The organism is Pseudomonas oryzihabitans, from assembly GCF_024652905.1.
In the GTDB taxonomy this organism is placed as follows: domain Bacteria; phylum Pseudomonadota; class Gammaproteobacteria; order Pseudomonadales; family Pseudomonadaceae; genus Chryseomonas; species Chryseomonas benzopyrenica.
On the sequence record NZ_CP102428.1, the window covers coordinates 4,594,217 to 4,610,018 of the forward strand.

Consider the following 15,802-nt stretch of genomic DNA (forward strand, 5'->3'; position numbering starts at 1 on the left):
GGTTTCGCGCGTCCTTCCAGGTAGACGGAAAGCTCCATGACCGACCAGACCCTGCCCCTCTCCGCCGCTCAGGAACAGCGCATCCGCCGGGATACCCGCGCCGATGTCTGGTTCCGGCGGCTCCTGTTTTCCGCCGCGCTGCTGGTACTGCTGGTACTGGTCGGCGCCGCCGCGTCCACCCTCTGGGGCGGTCGCCACGCCTTCATGACCTTTGGCCTGGACTTCATCACCTCGGCCGAATGGGATGTCGGGGCCGAGAAGTTCGGCGCCCTGGTGCCCATCTACGGCACCCTGATGACCTCCTTCATCGCCCTGCTGCTGGCCGTGCCTACCGCCTTCGGCATCGCCCTGTTCCTCTCCGAGATCGCCCCTACCTGGCTGCGCGGTCCGGTGGCCACGGCGGTGGAACTGCTGGCCGGTATCCCTTCGATCATCTACGGCATGTGGGGCCTGTTCGTCTTCGGCCCCTTCATGGCCGCGCACATCTCGCCCTTCATCAACGACTACCTCGGCGCCATCCCGGTGATCGGCGTGCTGTTCCAGGGACCGCCGCTGGGCATCGGCATGCTGACCGCCGGCATCATCCTGGCGATCATGATCCTGCCCTTCATCACCTCGGTGATGTACGAGGTTTTCCGCAGCGTGCCGGCCCAGCTCAAGGAATCGGCCTATGCGCTGGGGTCCACCACCTGGGAAGTCTGCTGGGACATCGTGCTGCCCTACACCCGCTCGGCGGTGGTCGGCGGCGCCTTCCTCGGCCTGGGTCGCGCCCTGGGCGAGACCATGGCGGTGACCTTCGTGCTGGGCAACGCCCACCAGTTCTCCCTCTCGCTGATGATGCCGAGCAGTTCCATCGCCTCGGTGATCGCCAACGAATTCAACGAGGCCTACACCGATCTGCACCGCTCTTCGCTGATCGCCCTGGGCTTTTTGCTGTTCGTGGTGACCTTCTTCGTGCTGCTGGCGGCACGGCTGATGCTGACGCAACTGTCGCGCAAGGCAGGTAACTGATGCACATCGACGCCTATCTCTATCGCAAGCGGCGGATCAAGAACGGCATCGCGCTGATCTTTGGCAGCGCCGCCGCCGTGCTCGGCCTGGGTTTCCTGGCCTGGATCCTTGGCACCACCCTGATCAAGGGCGTCAGCGCCCTGAGCCCGGCCATCTTCGTCGAGATGACGCCGCCACCCGGCGCCGCCGACGGCGGTCTGGCCAACGCCCTGTTCGGCAGCGTGCTGATCACCCTGCTGGCGACCGCCATCGGTGCACCCATCGGCATCCTCGCCGGCCTCTGGCTGGCCGAATACGCCCGCCACTCCAAACTCGGCCTGGTGGTGCGTTTCGTCAACGACATCCTCTTGTCGGCGCCGTCCATCGTCATCGGCCTGTTCATCTACACCGCCGTGGTGGTGACGCTGAACCAGTACTCCGGTGGCAGCCTGGGCTTTTCCGGCTTTGCCGGCTCCCTGGCGCTGGCCATGCTGGTGGTGCCGGTGGTGACCCGTACCACCGACGAGATGATGCAGCTGCAGCCGCCGGCCATGCGCGAAGCGGCCCTGGCCCTGGGCATCCCCCAGTGGAAGGTGACCCTGCAGATCCTGCTGCGTGCCTCCCGCGCCGGCGTGGTGACCGGGGTGCTGCTGTCGATCGCCCGCATCACCGGCGAGACCGCACCGCTGCTGTTCACCGCCTTCGGCAACCAGTACTGGAACGCCGACGTGCTCAAGCCCATGGCTACCGTGCCGGTGACCATCTTCCAGTTCGCCATGAGTCCGTTCGAGAACTGGCAGCACCTGGCCTGGGCCGGCGCCCTGCTGCTGACGCTGTTCGTGCTGTTCCTGAACCTCTCCTCTCGCTTCTTCTTTCGTAACCGGGATTCCAAGTGACTACCATGCAGACGCAGATACCGGAACTGCAGGCGCGCGACGTCGGCTTCCGTTACAAGGGCCACCAGGCGCTCAAGTCGATCAACCTGGACATCGCGGCCAAGCAGATCACCGCCATCATCGGCCCGTCCGGATGCGGCAAGTCCACGCTGCTGCGCATCTTCAACCGCATCTACTCGGAATACCCGGGGCTGGAAGCGACCGGCGAGATCCTCATGGACGGGGAGAACATCCTCGATCCGAAGTACTCGCTGAGTCGCCTGCGCAGCACCATCGGCATGGTGTTCCAAAAGCCGGTACCGTTCCCCATGTCCATCGCCGACAACGTCGCCTATGGCATTCGCCACCACGAGCGCCTGTCCCGGGTGGAGCTGCAGGATCGGGTCGAGCAGGCCCTGCGTGGCGCGGCGCTGTGGGATGAGGTCAAGGACAAGCTCAATCAGAGCGCCCTGGGGCTCTCCGGCGGTCAGCAGCAGCGCCTGTGCATCGCCCGTACCATCGCCCTGCGTCCGCGGGTGCTGCTGCTGGACGAGCCGACCTCGGCCCTGGACCCCATCTCCACCGCGCGCATCGAGCAACTCCTGGCCGAACTCAAGCAGGAGTTCACCGTGGTCATCGTCACCCACAACATGCAGCAGGCGGCGCGTTGCTCCGACGTCACCGCCTTCATGTACCTGGGCGAGCTGATCGAAGTGGACAAGACCGACAAGATCTTCACCAAGCCGGACAAGAAGCAGACCGAGGACTACATCACCGGTCGCTTCGGCTGAAAATCTCGCCGGATCTCGCCAGATCTCGCAAGGCCACTCCCTGGAGTGGCCTTTTTCATGGGCGGCTGAAAAGCGGCGAGCCAGGGCCTCTAGTCGTCCTCATCCTTCCCGGTCCGCAGCGGAGCCGTTCGGAGCGGATGAATCTTTGGTTAAATTTTGCTTTAGATTCAGTGACTTGAATTAAAACCTTTATGTTCCTGCAAGCAAAACGACATCTCTTCTGCCGAGACTGACCCAGCTTTGTGACGGGCTGCACCGCCAGCCACTACCACCTGGATTGTCTTGAAAGGAGATCTGCCGATGTCTGTTAACCCTTATCGATTCACGGCGCTGTTCTCGGGCTTGCTCCTGGCCACCTGCTCGGCCACCGCGAGTGCCGCTGTCGATGAGAAACTGCTCGACATGCTCAAGGCCAATGGCTCCATCACCCCGGCCCAATACAGCGAATTGCGCGGCGACCTGCAGCAGGAGCAGCAGGCGCGTGCCGCCCAGGTCGCTCAGCAGCAGAAGACCTCCGACTTCGAGAAGAAGCTGGCCTGGGCCGCCAAGACCCAGATCAAGGGCGACGTGCGGGTGCGCCACGAGAGCATCGACATCAGCGGCGAGCCGGACAACGGCCGCGACCGTGACCGCCAGCGTATCCGCGCGCGGCTGGGTGCCTATAGCGAGATCAATCCGCAGGTGAACACTGGCATCCGCATCGCCACCGGCGGTGGCGACGACGCCCGCTCCACCAACCAGGATCTGAACAACTACTTCAACAAGAAGCAGCTCTGGCTGGATCAGGCCTACATCGACTACCACCCCACGGCAGTGCCGAATCTGCACCTGGTGGGCGGCAAGATGGGCCAGCAGTGGGTCAGCACCGGCGACGTCATCTGGGACGCCGACATCAATCCCGAAGGCCTGGCCGGCACCTACAAGTACGACCTAGGCGGCGGCGCCGAGCTGTTCGGCAGCACGGGCTACTATGTGCTCAAGGACAACGTCGACGGCGAAGGCTATGAATTCAAGCATGACCTGCGCCTCTACGCCGGTCAGCTGGGCAGCCGCTTCAACCTGGGCGATGCCGCCAAGCTGATGGTGGGCGGCAGCGTCTATGCCTACGACAAGGAGCAGGACAGCGCCTGCCCGACCACTGGTTCGGTTACCGCGCCCTGCGCCCTGGCGGTCAATGGCAACACCACCGACCGCTTCCAGCTCTACGAGGGCTTCGCCCAGTTGGACCTGACCAAGCTGTGGGTGCCGCTGTCCTTCTATGGCCAGTACGTGGTCAACGACAAGGCCGACGACGGCGAGGACACCGCCTGGCTGCTGGGCGCCAAGACCAAGCTGATGCAGCGGGTCGGGCTGGAATACAACTACCGCGATGTCCAGCGCAACGCCGTGGTGGGTGCCTTCACCGATTCCGACTTCGGCAACGGCTCCACCGGCGCCCGCGGCCATAAGCTCAAGCTCGGCTATGAGATCGATAAGAACTTCGGTGTGGGCCTGACCTACTTCCTCGCCGAGTCCGATACCGCCAGCCGCTTCCGCCGCGATGCGGACGTCAAGACCCTGCAGCTGGACCTGGAAGCCAAGTTCTAACCACGGCCCTAGGTCGTGCTCCTCTTGAACCGCCCTCGGGCGGTTCTTTTTTGCCTGCTCGGTGGAGAGGCTCGCCTGAAAAATGTTGGGCTTCGCTGCGCTCAACCCAACCTACGTTGGAGTCGCTTTGCCCCCTCTCCCTCTGGGAGAGGGCTGGGGTGAGGGAAGCTCCCGCCCACTACCGCTCGACCCTGATCTCCACCAGCTTGCCATCGATGAACTTGAGGTGGCGGGAGGCGCCGTTCTCCGGGCCATAGGTCCAGAACTGGGTCTCGGCCGCATTGAACTTGGGCACGTTGTTGTTGCGCAGGGCAGGGGGATTGACCTTGCGCTCGGCCGGGGCGCCGCAGGCGGCCAGGACCTGCTCGACGCTGTCGCCTTCTTCGACGAGATTCTGCCCGCAGCGCAGGCTGGCCTGGGCCAGCAGGGGCAAGAGCAGGGCAGTCAGCAGCAGGTGACGAGCGCGCATGGGAACTCCGAGAGGTTGTGGCAGAGGCCGTTGCCTTCAGCCTAGCCGTTATCGCTGGCGTGGGGCGCTTTGGCAAAGCCGCGACTCAAATAACGCGAGCTGGCCAGACCGAAACGCCAGGGCACCTCGCGCGCGCGACTGATGCCGATGCGCGGGCCTGCGATCACCGCCACCGCGGCGGTCGCCGGCTCCAGCAGAAAGGGCGGCTCCGCCAGCGACAGGCCGTCGTGACTGCCATCAATGCCCAATGCCTGGCACAGCCGGCCGGGACCGGCGCAGAGCAGGCGATCGGCCAGCCCGCCTCGGCGTTCGCGCATCACCTCCAGCCCCCACAGCGGCTCCAGAGCGCGGATCAGCACCCCCGCGCCATGGCCAGCCTCACGGCAGACCAGGTTGAAGCACCAATGGATACCATAGGAGCGATAGACATAGGCATGCCCGGGCGGACCGAACATGGCCTTGTTGCGCGGCGTAGGGCCGGCAAAGCTGTGAGAGGCCGGATCTTCGCCGTCGTAGGCTTCGGTTTCGACGATCAGGCCGCCCACACCTTCGAGCCTGAGCGTGGCGCCGATCAGTTGCCGGGCGACCTCGTCCACCGGGCGGGTGAAATCCAGGTCGCTCACGCCTCGGGCTCCGGCTCTTCCAGGATCAGCGCCGCATGCACCATGGCCAGGTGGCTCAGGCCCTGAGGGAAGTTGCCCAGGGCCGCGCCGTCACGGGGATCGCGCATCTCGGTCATCAGGCCGACGCCATTGAGACTGGCGGCCAGGACCTCGCGCATCAGCTCGCGCGCCTGGTCCACCTCGCCCAGCACGGCATGGGCCTCGACCATCCAGTAGGAGCAGGCCAGGAAGGCACCTTCTTCCTGCTCGGCACCGCTATAGCGATAGACCAGAGGTCCATGGGCCAACTCGCGGCGGATGGCCGCCAGGGTGCTGACCGAGCGCTCACCGCCGTCGAAGCCGAAACGGATGCCGAGTAACAGCCCGGCGTCCAGGCGCTCGGTACCGGCATAGAAGGTGTAGGCCTGCTTGCGCTCGCTCCAGCAATGTTCGTTGACCCAGTCGCGGATGCGGTCGCGCTCGCGCTCCCAGCGACCGCACATGGCGTCGGGGATATGGCCGTCGCGGGCCAGGGTCACGGCGCGATCCAGGGCGAACCAGCAGCCCAGCTTGGACAGGGTGTAGTGGCGCTCTTCAGGCAATTCCCACATCCCGGCATCCGTCTGCCGCCAGCCATCGGCGCAGAGGTTTGCCAGATCGGTGAGCAGGCTGGCGGTGGCGAAATCCAGCACATGGCCCTTGCTGGCATAGAGGCGGAAGGTCTCCAGCAGATCGCCATAGAGACTCAGCTGACACTGGGCGCTGGCGCGATTGCCGACACGTACCGGCTGGGAGTCGCGATAGCCGGGTACGGGGATGGTGCGCTCTTCCGGTGCCAGTTCGCCTTCCAGGGTGAAGCAGGTGTGCAGGCGATTGCCGTGGCGGCGGATGACGTTCTGAATCCAGGCCAGGGCCGCCTGGGCCTCGCCAAGGGCGCCCAGACGCAGGAAGGCCTTGATGGTAAAGACCGCATCGCGCACCCAGGCATAGCGGTATTCGTAGTTCTTGTCGCCGTCGATGCGTTCCGGCAGCGAGGTGGTGGCGGCGGCGACGATGGCACCGGTGGGCGAGTAGAGCAGCAGCTTGAGCGCCAATGCCGAGCGCTTCACCTCGCTGAGGAATTCGCCCTGATAGGCAAAGCCCTGGGCCCATTCACGCCAGGCCTGATCGCTGCGGTCGATGCGCTGGTCCACTTCGTCCAGGGACGGCACCACGAGGGGTTCGTTTTCGGTCGCGGTCAAGGCCAGGACACTGCGTTGCCCGGCCTCCAGTACCAGTCGCGCCACCAGCCGGCGATCGTCGCATTCGAGTATTTCCAGCCGTTCGCAATAACGCAGGGTGGCCATCACACCGTCGACATGCATGACCTCGCCATTGGGCGTGCTGCGCATCCAGGGCGAGACGGTCTGGCCCTGGGTGCCCGGCACCAGCTCGATACGCAATTCGACCCGTCCGGAGAGGCCTTCGACGCGACGACCCAGTTCGCACCAGGGCAGGCGTCCGGCCGAGCCGCTGTTGAGCGATTCGGTGAGGCGCACGCTGCCCTCGGCGGTGTGAAAGCAGGTTTCCAGGACGTTGCTGTCTTCGCGGTAGGCCCGCTCCACGCGATAGTGGGCGACCGGGGCGATCGAAAAGAAACCGCCCGCTGGGGCGTCCAGCAGGCGGTCGAACAGCGGTGCGGAATCCATGTTGGGGACGCACCACCAATCCAGCGAGCCATCCGGCGCCACCAGGGCGACCGAACGGCCATCGGAGAGGGCGGCGTAGCCCGCCAGGGGCGCGTAGCCGTCCTGGCGAGCGGGGTCGAAGGCCGCCACGGCCGTCAGCCCATGCCTCCGGTAGCGCCATAGACCTCACCGGTCACATAGCTCGACTCCTGGGACGCCAGCAGCACATAGATGGGCGCCAGCTCCGCCGGCTGGCCGGGGCGCTTGAACACCGTCTCGCCGCCGAAGGTGGGGATCTTTTCCTGGGGCTGGCCGCCGCTGGGCTGCAGCGGGGTCCAGAAGGGGCCGGGGGCCACGGCGTTGACGCGGATGCCCTTGCTGGCGACCTGCTTGGCCAGCGCCTTGGTGAAGTTGGTGATGGCCGCCTTGGTCGAGGCGTAGTCCAGCAGGAACTCCGAGGGCTGGGTGGCCTGGATCGAGGTGGTGTTGATGATGGCGGCACCGGCCGGCAGGTGCGGCAGCGCGGCCTTGCATAGCCAGAACAGGGCGTAGACGTTGGTCTTGTAGGTAGCGTCGAACTGCTCGGTGGTCAGCTCGGCGATGTCCTGCACGGCGGTCTGCTTGCCAGCCACATTGACCAGGATGTCGAGGCCGCCCAGGGCCTCCTTGGCCTTGCTCACCAGTTGGGTGCAGAAGGCTTCGTCCTTCAGGTCACCGGGAACGCAGATGGCCTTACGACCCTCGGCTTCCACCAGCTTGACCACTTCCTGGGCGTCGGCCTCTTCCTCGGGCAGGTAGTTGAGCACCAGGTCGGCACCTTCCCGGGCATAGGCGATGGCGGTGGCCCGACCGATCCCCGAGTCCGCCCCGGTGATCAGCGCCTTGCGCCCGGCCAGACGACCGAACCCCTGGTAGCTGGTCTCGCCATGGTCGGGGCGGGGCTGCATGACCTGCGCCAGGCCCGGGGCTTCCTGGGGCTGCTTGGGAAATTCCGGCTGGGGATACTGGGTAAGGGGGTTTTGCATGCGGTATTGGTTGTCGCTGGACATGACATCTCCTGAAGGGGGCCGAAAGGCGCCCGTTTGGCATCTTTTCGATGACGTTCAAGGAAATGGAGCAACAACTCGCGGGAGAGGTTCCCACTGATAGGTGATGGATGTCTCGGCTCGGACGGCTTTATCAACCTGCCTTTAAAGGCTGCGCCGATTTCGGAGCCGCCTCGATTCAGACGTCGAGTGGCTCCAGACGCAAGGCGACACCAGTCCGCTGCAGGGTGAGGATATCCGCCTCGCGGCAACCGATCAGGTGGCCTTCGGCGGTACGCAGCTGATCGTCTTCGAGCTGGGCATAGGACTGCGGTTGCTTTCCATCGCCGGCGACCATGATGTACAGCTGCCCACGCAGCAACTGACCCGCCAGACGTCCGTCGTCCAGGCCGATCAGGCGATAGCTGCGGCGGGCATCGTAGGTAAAGCGCATGGGAGCATCCATTCAGGGGGTTCAGATCAGAGCCGCGCTGGCGGGCAATGTTCAATTCCCCGTCCCAGGGTATTGAACCGGGAGGGCTACCGCTGCGCTTGCGGCCTGCCGCTCACCGGGGTGAGGGCAGGTCGTCCGCTGGTCGGAAGTTTCCTGGATGACCGATCAATAACGGAATTGCGCGACCAGGCCCTGGAAGGAATTGGCCAGTCGCGACAGCTCCTGACTGGACGCGGCGGTCTGCTGGGCACCGGTGGCGGTCTGGGTGGACAGGTCCTGGATATTGACCAGATTGCGGTCCACTTCGCGGGCCACCTGAGCCTGCTCCTCGGCGGCGCTGGCGATCACCAGGTTGCGCTCCTCGATCTGGGCGACCCCGGTGGTGATGCGGTTCAGGGCTTCGCCGGCACGGTTGGCGCGCTCCTGGGTATCCCCTGCCAGGGACTGGCTCTTGTGCATGGCGCTCACGGCTTCTTCGGCACTGCTGCGCACGGCGCTCATCATCCGTTCGATTTCGCCGGTGGACCCCTGGGTGCGATGGGCCAGGGCGCGAACTTCGTCCGCCACCACGGCGAAGCCACGACCCTGCTCGCCGGCGCGGGCCGCTTCGATGGCGGCGTTGAGCGCCAGCAGATTGGTCTGCTCGGCGATGCCACGAATCACTTCCAGCACCTTGCCGATCTCGCGTACCTGGCCTTCCAGGGTCTGCACCTTCTCGGTGGAGTCGGTGATCTCGCGGGTCATCACTGCCATGGCCTGGGCGGCCTGCTGCACCTGTTCGCGACCCTGTTGGGCTTCGCGACTGGTGTCCTGAGAGGCGGTGGAGGTGGAAGCGGCATTGCGCGCCACCTCTTCCACGGCAGCGGTCATCTGGTTGACCGCAGTGGCGGCCTGCTGCACCTCGTCGTGCTGGCGAACCTGGCCACGGGAGGTCTCCTCGGTCACGGCGTGCAGCTCTTCGGCGGCCGCGGCGAGTTGGCTGGAGGCGCCGGCCATGCGCTGCACGGTGTCTTTCAGGCTGGCCTGCATGCCACCCAGGGCTTGCAGCAGCTGGCCGGCTTCATCACGCCGGGAGCTCTGGATCGTCTGGGTCAGATCGCCCTGGGCGACCCGTTCGGCACTGGAGACGGCCTGGCGGATCGGCATGACGATCATCCGCGTGATGACGAAGCCCAGCGTCAGGGCGCATAGCGTGGCCAGCAGCAGCCCCAGGCAGAGTACCCAGAAGGCCTGCTTGTAGGCAGCGTGGGCAGCGTCACCGGCCTCGGCACTCTGGCGCTTGTTGGATTGCATCATAATCTTGAACGAGGCCATGGTCTTGCGGTAGGTGGGTTGCACCTGCTCGTTCAACAGCTTGGCGGCACCGGTTACATCCTTGGCCGCAAGGCGTGCCAGGATGGCGTCGGTACCCGCGACATAGCTCTTCCAGTCCTGCTCGAAGGCATCACCGGCCTGCTTTTCATCGGCCTGCCGCGGCGTGGCGCGATAGGCGGCGAAGGGCTTCTCCGCATCGGCCTGATTGTCACGCATTGAGGTGATGACGGCCTGTTGGTCGCTTTGCGGTGCTTCGCCGTAGGCCATGGACAGCACGCGGAAGAGATCGCGATTGTGGCCGATGACATTGCTCTTGGCATCGTTGAGCAGGGTGATGGAGAGCAGCGTGTCGTTCAACACGTTATCCAGCTGGGCGTTGACGCTTCTGATGCCACTCAGGCCGACGGCGCCGATGCCCAGGGTGATGGCCGTGCACAGGCCAAAGGCCACGGCGAGTTTCTTCGCCAGCGCCAGATTGTTGAACCAGACCATGGAGCCTTCCTTTCTGCGAGGTGGGTTTCAGCCAAGTTGCGCTGGATACCTTCGCTATCGGCACCTGCTGTCCGACCTTTAGGTGAGCAGGTCAGGCTTCGCGATCGTTCGAAATCGCTTTCAGCCGCGTCCATAGAGTCGATCGAGCAGCTGGTTGGCCACGAGCGCATCCGCCAGGGTGGCCAGTTCCGGACGTGGTTTTCCGAGTAACTGATCGAATACCGCCTGGGCCCCCTGAGGCACGCCGGGGTCGACGCCCTCGGCCAACGTCTGGCGATTTCCCTTAGCGTCGTGCAGTACCAGCCGCCTCGCGGAGAGCGCCAGGGTTCCCTCGTTGCCGTCCAGGCGAACGGCCAATCGCGGACCGCGCAGGGTGGCGCTGGCGCGCAGCTGGACTGGCAGGTCGCCGGCCCGGAGCAGCGCCTCGCCGCTGTGATCCAGCGGCCAGCGGGCATCGCGCTCCAGGCGGCAGTACTCGACCGTCAGGGCTTCACCAGTCAGCCAGGCGCTGAAATCCAGCAGATGCACCGCCAGGTCACCAAAGGCGCCATAGCCCATGCGCGTCTCGTCCAGATGCGCGGGCCAATCGCTCAGCCAGCCCTCCAGCAACCCGGGGTGCCCGGCGGTGAGCGACAGGTGGCTGAGGCTGCCGATGGCCCCGTCCCGCGCCAGCTGGCGCAGCTGCCGCAGGGCCGGATCGGTACGCAGATAGAAGCCGCTGAAGCAGGAACGTCCGGCCAGTTGCGCCGCCAGCGCCGTCGCGCGTTCAGCCGAGACGGCCAGGGGCTTTTCCACGAACAGGTGCCGGGCGCGCGGGAGCAGGGCGCTCACCGCCGCTTCGTGATCCTCGATGGCGGTGGTGACGAAGGCCAGATCCACCTCGGGCAACTGGGCGAAATCGTCCAGTACCGGCAGGCCATGGGGGGCGGCAAGGCGCCGGGCGCGGGCGGGATCGCGTTCGCTGGCCACGGCCACCACCCGCACGCGCGGATCGGCCAGGCTGGTGTCCAGGTAGTCCTGAGCGTGGATCTGTTCGCAACCGACGATGGCGACGCTGAGCATGAAAAAGGGTCCTCTAACGGTGGTCGTACCGTTATGGACCCCAGGTGCGCCGTTAGGCTTCGTCGATCAGACCGGCTGGTAGGCCTTGCCGAAGCGGTTGGCCAGGAAGGCGTCCATGTCCACCTGCTCCTGGGCGATGAAGCCGCGCTGTGGCAGCTTGCCTTCGCGGAACAGATCCAGGGCGGTGCAGATGCCAGCGGCGGTGGTGATCTGGATGGCGCTGGTCAGGCGGCCATCACGCTCGGCGGCGAAGATCTTGCGGCTGAACACCTCCTGCACCAGCTTGCCGCCGCGCATCCCGCTGACGGTGACGAACACCAGCACCACGTCCTGCATGGTGGTGGGCACGGCGCCGCGCAGGATGTTCTTGAGTTGCTCCTGGTCACCGGCCAGACGCAGGTCTTCCAGCAGGAACTTCATCAGGTCGCGGTGACCCGGATAGCGCACGGTCTTGTAGTCCAGGGTTTCCACCTGGCCCTGCAGGGTCTCGCAGAGGGTGCCCAGGCCGCCCGAGGTGTTGAAGGCCTCGTATTCCACGCCGTCCAGGGAAAAGTGCTCCAGGCCTTCCAGCGGCTGCACCAGTTGCAGTTCGCCGTTGCGCACCGCTTCGCAGGGGTGGCAGTACTCGTTGACCAGGCCGTCGACACTCCAGGTCAGGTTGTACTTCAGGGCATTGGTGGGAAATTCCGGCAGGGCGCCGACGCGCATCTTCACCTCGCGCACACTGTCGAAACGCTTGGCCAGGGAGTGGGCGGCGATACCGATGAAGCCAGGCGCCAGACCGCACTGGGGCATGAAGGCATTGCTCGCGCCCTCGGCCAGCTGGCGGATGGTCTTGGTCGCCTTGACGTCTTCGGTCAGGTCGAAGTAGTGGGTGTTGGTGGCCTTGGCCGCCTGGGCGACGGGAATCGCCAGGTGGTAGGGCAGGGCGTTGAGCACCACGTCCTGGTCGTCCAGGGCCGCGGTCAGGGCGCTGGCGTCGGACGTGTCCAGGGTGCGGGTCTGCACGCCCAGGGCCGCGATGGCCGCCAGGGCACGTTCGTCACGATCCGCCACCGTCACCCGGTAGTCGCCACTGGCGTGCAGCAATTGCGAAATGGTGTAGCCGATGTGGCCGGCGCCGAGCAGGGTGACGTTCATGGCGGATCCTCCGTGGTTGAGGCTCCAGCTTAAAAAGCGGCGCTGCCAGATGTGAGCGTCAGAGCGTCGAAGTGTCGTCCCTTATTTGACGAAACGTCGAGTACCTCGACGATTCGACCAGGACCTTCTTTTCATCCGTCCTGTTGCTTATCGCTCTAGGCGAAAGGCTGTCGATCCCACCACAGGAATCCGGACACAGGTCTGCACCACTTGGCGACGCCTTCTATAAGCCAGTAGTCGGCCACGGTGGGTGGCCGCTTCAAGGAGGAAAGACCATGGTCGTGGACAATGCAGCGCGGGTGAACGCCTGCTATTGGGGGGTGTTGGGCCGTGCCCCGGACGCGGAAGGCTTCCGTTTCTGGGTCGCCAAACTGGACGAGGGCCTGGGCAATGAGCAACTCGTCCGCCTGTTCCTCAACGGCGCCGAGCGCCTGCAGGCGCAACCGGCCGAGGAGAGCGCCAGCGCCTTCATCGACGGCTGCTATGGCGACCTGCTCGGACGCAACGCCGATGCCGACGGCAAGGCCTTCTGGCTGGGCCGACTGGAGACCCTGGGCAGTACCCAGCAGGACGCCAGGGCAGCGGTCATCGTCGAGATGATCGATTATCTGAGCCGCCCGGATGGCCAGAGCGCCGACCAGCAGCTGTTCCAGACGCGGCTCGAACAATGGCAGCCGCTCACGCCGGGCCTGGCCCTGCACGAAGACACCGGGGTGTCGGCCACTGACGGCATCACCCGCAACGGCCAGGTGGACGTGACCCTGCCGGAAGGGGTGAAGGAGTGGCGTTACAGCCTGGATGGAGGGCAGAGCTGGACCGTGGCGAGCGCCGGCAGTGATACCTTGCAACTAGGCGCGGGCTACTACCAGGCAGGTCAGCTGCAGGTTAGTTATCTTGCTGGCGACGGTAACGGCCGAACCTTGACGAACGAAGCTCAATGGAAGGTCGACCCCCAGGGCGCGCAACTCTATCTGTTCACCACCCGTGGCCCCACCACTGAGAACCTATTGCAGTTCCGCTTCTTCGACGATGGCGACATCGAGCAGTGGCGTAGTTCCAGCGATGGCGGTCAGACCTGGCAGCAGGGGGAGGGAGGCTGGCCCGCACCCAAGCTGGAGCCGGGCTTCTATGCGCAGGGCTCGATCCTGGTGGAGACCACCGATACCGCCGGCAATGTCGCGGTGACGGCCCTGTCGCGTGACCTCGAGGTTCTGCCCGCCGACCTCACGCCGCCGCTGTTGATCGGTATCGATCAGCAGTCCTACTACAGCCCTGGTGCTGATGATCACATCAATCTGTTGTTTGATAGCTCCATCTATCGTGGGACACGGGATCTCTACTCGGAAGCCTATCCGACGCCTGTGAAGGTGGACCCGACGCTATTGGAGAAGGCCTTCCTACTCGATGTCACCACAGGCACGAAGATTGGCTTCGAGCTCGCTACCACGGTGCGTCATCTGACCAACTTGGTAGACATCCGCTTGGCGACTGACCTAGAGCAAGGGCACCAGTACAGCGTCTATCTGCCGGAGGCTTTCGTCTACGACGCCTACAACAATCCCATCGACGAATTGACCCTGCTGGGCGCCAACAACACCTTCATCGCCGTCTGATCGGGCAGTCGGGGTCTCCTGCAGTGGCCCCTTCTACCCCGGTACCACCCGCAACAGCTGGCCGTCCTCCCCATCGGTCAGCAGCCAGAGATTACCGTCCGGTCCGCTGCGCACGTCTCTCAAACGCTGGTCCAGCTCTTGGAACAAGAGCTCCTGCTCGCCAGGCACGCCGTTCACCAGCGGTATCCGCCGCACCGACTTTTCCCGCAGTGCCGCCACGAACAGGCTGCCGCGCCAGGCGGGAAAGCCCTGGCCGTCGTACCAGGTCAGGCCGGCGGGTGCGATGGAGGGTGTCCACTCCAGCAGCGGCGGGGTGATACCTGGCAATTCACGAAAGGGCGTGATGCGCGCGCCGGTATAGTCCACACCACCGGTGGTCAGCGGCCAGCCATAGTTGGCCCCGGCGCGGATCAGGTTGAGTTCGTCGCCGCCCTTGGAACCGTGTTCGTGCTCGTACAGCGCCTGGCGCTCGGCCACCCACACCAGGCCCTGGGGATTGCGATGGCCGAGGCTGTAGATCTCCGGCAGGGCGCCGGGTCGCTTGACGAAGGGGTTGTCCGCCGGCACCTGGCCGTCCCGAGTGATGCGCACGATCTTGCCCAGATGGGTATCCAGCCGCTGGGCGTCGGTGCGCTCGACGTTGCCGTCGCCCAGGGCGATGGCCAGGGTGCCGTCGCCGAGCAGGGCCATCCGCGCCCCGAAGTGCTGGCCGAACGCCTTGGCCGGCTGGCTGGTGAACAGCGGCTGGACGTCCTGCAGGCGTCCGCCGTTCAGCCGCGCGCGCACCACCCTGAGGTGATTGGCCTGGCGCGTGCCTGACGCATAGGAGAGATAGATCAGCTGATTACGGGCGAAATCTGGATCCGGCATGACCTCGAACAGACCGGCCTGGCCTTCGGTACAGAGCTCGGGCAGTCCGCTCACGGCCTCCGCCTGCAGGCTGAGCCGGCCCTGGCCATCCGGCACCAGCAGCCGCAAACGCCCGGCACCCTCGGTCAACAGCGCCCGGCCATCGGGCAGAAAGGCGAGCGACCAAGGCCGCTCGAGTCCGGTCGCTACCGTCTCGATCCGGTAAGCGGGCGCCGCCGTAGCCAACGGGCTTCCCAGCACAACGGTTAGCAACACAAACCAGACCCCACGCCGGGAAGCTTTACGTGACGGCCGAGGTCTACCGCAGGCATCCGCTGTCGTTACCATCACTACCTCTCTTCGAGACTGATCGATCATGTCCAAACCGCTCTGGCGCGCCTTGTTCAGACCCCGCCCGCTACTGGCGTTCGCCGCCGCCCTGTTGCTGGCCACCGCCTGGGGCAGCCTGGTGCAGACCCAGTACAACTTGGCCGCGCTGCAGGGCTTGGGACAGTCGATAGACGCCACCACCCGTTGGCAGACGTCGCTACAGGATCTGCTGGGCTTCGGACCCGTCTACGCCGCCATCGTGCTCGCCGCTTGGTTACCAGCCTTTGCCGCCGCCTTTTGGCTCGGCCGTCGCAAGGGCGCCTATCTAGCCTGCGTGGTGCCGCTAGCCACCAGTGTCAGCCTGATCGCCGCCATTCGCCTGATCGATGCCTTCGCCCCCATGCCGGTGCTCATCTACGCCACCCGTACCCTGGATGGCCTGCTGGCAATGGCCGTGGGCGGCCTGGTGGGAGGCTTGCTGTTCATCTGGCTGGTCCGACCAAAAGCCGACCGAGCAGGGGACCTGCGCTAGGGGGAAAGCG

At 65.3% G+C, this 15,802-nt stretch carries 15 protein-coding genes and 1 pseudogene; 6 read left to right on the forward strand and 10 right to left on the reverse strand.

Annotated features, from left to right (window positions below; genetic code table 11):
- Positions 1 to 36: 36 nt before the first annotated feature.
- From pstC to NRG74_RS21290, 4 genes are all read left to right on the forward strand, one after another.
- Positions 37 to 1,011, forward strand: a complete 975-nt coding sequence (gene pstC, locus NRG74_RS21275) for a phosphate ABC transporter permease subunit PstC (protein WP_007160736.1) — start codon at positions 37 to 39, stop codon at positions 1,009 to 1,011.
- Complete coding sequence (pstA, locus tag NRG74_RS21280; RefSeq protein ID WP_064308109.1) at positions 1,011 to 1,886, forward strand: phosphate ABC transporter permease PstA; 876 nt, start codon at positions 1,011 to 1,013, stop codon at positions 1,884 to 1,886. Before pstC ends, pstA begins: the two co-directional genes overlap by 1 nt.
- Positions 1,887 to 1,891: 5 nt before the next feature.
- Positions 1,892 to 2,656 (forward strand): phosphate ABC transporter ATP-binding protein PstB, encoded by a 765-nt coding sequence (gene pstB, locus NRG74_RS21285; RefSeq protein WP_017638707.1) that lies wholly within the window; start codon positions 1,892 to 1,894, stop codon positions 2,654 to 2,656.
- A gap of 300 nt (positions 2,657 to 2,956) precedes the next feature.
- A complete protein-coding gene (locus NRG74_RS21290) occupies positions 2,957 to 4,243 on the forward strand; it encodes a putative porin (RefSeq protein ID WP_184290349.1) in 1,287 nt (428 codons plus the stop codon).
- Between the two features lie 178 nt (positions 4,244 to 4,421).
- On the opposite strand, the gene NRG74_RS21295 is transcribed toward NRG74_RS21290, so the two are convergent.
- From NRG74_RS21295 to NRG74_RS21330, 9 genes and pseudogenes are all read right to left on the reverse strand, one after another.
- Positions 4,422 to 4,712 carry a DUF2845 domain-containing protein gene (locus NRG74_RS21295; RefSeq protein WP_064308107.1) on the reverse strand — a complete coding sequence of 97 codons (291 nt, stop codon included), beginning with the start codon at positions 4,710 to 4,712 and terminating at the stop codon, positions 4,422 to 4,424.
- A 41-nt stretch (positions 4,713 to 4,753) separates the two neighbouring features.
- Positions 4,754 to 5,335: a DNA-3-methyladenine glycosylase gene (locus tag NRG74_RS21300; protein WP_184290351.1), complete on the reverse strand. Its 582-nt coding sequence runs from the start codon at positions 5,333 to 5,335 to the stop codon at positions 4,754 to 4,756.
- The gene (locus tag NRG74_RS21305; protein ID WP_257705254.1) at positions 5,332 to 7,131 is read right to left on the reverse strand and encodes a glycoside hydrolase family 15 protein; all 1,800 of its coding nucleotides are present in this window, start codon (positions 7,129 to 7,131) and stop codon (positions 5,332 to 5,334) included. The genes NRG74_RS21300 and NRG74_RS21305 overlap by 4 nt, the downstream gene beginning before the upstream one ends.
- Before the next feature lie 5 nt (positions 7,132 to 7,136).
- Positions 7,137 to 8,030: an SDR family oxidoreductase gene (locus NRG74_RS21310; protein WP_257705255.1), complete on the reverse strand. Its 894-nt coding sequence runs from the start codon at positions 8,028 to 8,030 to the stop codon at positions 7,137 to 7,139.
- A 175-nt stretch (positions 8,031 to 8,205) separates the two neighbouring features.
- Positions 8,206 to 8,460, reverse strand: a complete 255-nt coding sequence (locus NRG74_RS21315; protein WP_257705256.1) for a hypothetical protein — start codon at positions 8,458 to 8,460, stop codon at positions 8,206 to 8,208.
- 165 nt (positions 8,461 to 8,625) lie between these two features.
- Positions 8,626 to 9,489, reverse strand: coding sequence for a methyl-accepting chemotaxis protein (locus NRG74_RS24785; protein WP_437181202.1), 864 nt, complete (start codon positions 9,487 to 9,489; stop codon positions 8,626 to 8,628).
- Between the two features lie 42 nt (positions 9,490 to 9,531).
- Positions 9,532 to 10,266: pseudogene (locus tag NRG74_RS24790) on the reverse strand (MCP four helix bundle domain-containing protein); the annotation flags it as partial.
- Between the two features lie 120 nt (positions 10,267 to 10,386).
- Entirely contained in the window at positions 10,387 to 11,328 is a 942-nt protein-coding gene (locus NRG74_RS21325; RefSeq protein ID WP_257705258.1) for a Gfo/Idh/MocA family protein, read from the reverse strand.
- 66 nt (positions 11,329 to 11,394) lie between these two features.
- Positions 11,395 to 12,468: a saccharopine dehydrogenase family protein gene (locus NRG74_RS21330; protein ID WP_093255351.1), complete on the reverse strand. Its 1,074-nt coding sequence runs from the start codon at positions 12,466 to 12,468 to the stop codon at positions 11,395 to 11,397.
- Between the two features lie 275 nt (positions 12,469 to 12,743).
- Between NRG74_RS21330 and NRG74_RS21335 the strand changes: the two genes are divergently transcribed.
- Entirely contained in the window at positions 12,744 to 14,081 is a 1,338-nt protein-coding gene (locus NRG74_RS21335) for a DUF4214 domain-containing protein (RefSeq protein ID WP_257705259.1), read from the forward strand.
- Between the two features lie 33 nt (positions 14,082 to 14,114).
- Here the strand turns inward: NRG74_RS21335 and NRG74_RS21340 are convergent, their stop codons facing one another.
- A complete protein-coding gene (locus NRG74_RS21340; RefSeq protein ID WP_257705260.1) occupies positions 14,115 to 15,206 on the reverse strand; it encodes a PQQ-dependent sugar dehydrogenase in 1,092 nt (363 codons plus the stop codon).
- 100 nt (positions 15,207 to 15,306) lie between these two features.
- Here NRG74_RS21340 and NRG74_RS21345 point away from each other — a divergent pair, with 100 nt between their 5' ends.
- The gene (locus NRG74_RS21345; protein ID WP_257705261.1) at positions 15,307 to 15,792 is read left to right on the forward strand and encodes a hypothetical protein; all 486 of its coding nucleotides are present in this window, start codon (positions 15,307 to 15,309) and stop codon (positions 15,790 to 15,792) included.
- The last annotated feature ends 10 nt before the right edge of the window (positions 15,793 to 15,802 follow it).

Excerpts from the sequence above, each read along its gene's own strand:
- pstC (WP_007160736.1), top strand. The coding sequence starts at position 37 with ATGACCGACCAGACCCTGCCCCTCTCCGCCGCTCAGGAACAGCGCATC.
- pstA (WP_064308109.1), top strand. The coding sequence starts at position 1,011 with ATGCACATCGACGCCTATCTCTATCGCAAGCGGCGGATCAAGAACGGC.
- pstB (WP_017638707.1), top strand. The coding sequence starts at position 1,892 with ATGCAGACGCAGATACCGGAACTGCAGGCGCGCGACGTCGGCTTCCGT.
- NRG74_RS21290 (WP_184290349.1), top strand. The coding sequence starts at position 2,957 with ATGTCTGTTAACCCTTATCGATTCACGGCGCTGTTCTCGGGCTTGCTC.
- NRG74_RS21295 (WP_064308107.1), bottom strand. The coding sequence starts at position 4,712 with ATGCGCGCTCGTCACCTGCTGCTGACTGCCCTGCTCTTGCCCCTGCTG.
- NRG74_RS21310 (WP_257705255.1), bottom strand. The coding sequence starts at position 8,030 with ATGTCCAGCGACAACCAATACCGCATGCAAAACCCCCTTACCCAGTAT.
- NRG74_RS21315 (WP_257705256.1), bottom strand. The coding sequence starts at position 8,460 with ATGCGCTTTACCTACGATGCCCGCCGCAGCTATCGCCTGATCGGCCTG.
- NRG74_RS24785 (WP_437181202.1), bottom strand. The coding sequence starts at position 9,489 with ATGCAGGCCAGCCTGAAAGACACCGTGCAGCGCATGGCCGGCGCCTCC.
- NRG74_RS21325 (WP_257705258.1), bottom strand. The coding sequence starts at position 11,328 with ATGCTCAGCGTCGCCATCGTCGGTTGCGAACAGATCCACGCTCAGGAC.
- NRG74_RS21330 (WP_093255351.1), bottom strand. The coding sequence starts at position 12,468 with ATGAACGTCACCCTGCTCGGCGCCGGCCACATCGGCTACACCATTTCG.
- NRG74_RS21335 (WP_257705259.1), top strand. The coding sequence starts at position 12,744 with ATGGTCGTGGACAATGCAGCGCGGGTGAACGCCTGCTATTGGGGGGTG.
- NRG74_RS21345 (WP_257705261.1), top strand. The coding sequence starts at position 15,307 with ATGTCCAAACCGCTCTGGCGCGCCTTGTTCAGACCCCGCCCGCTACTG.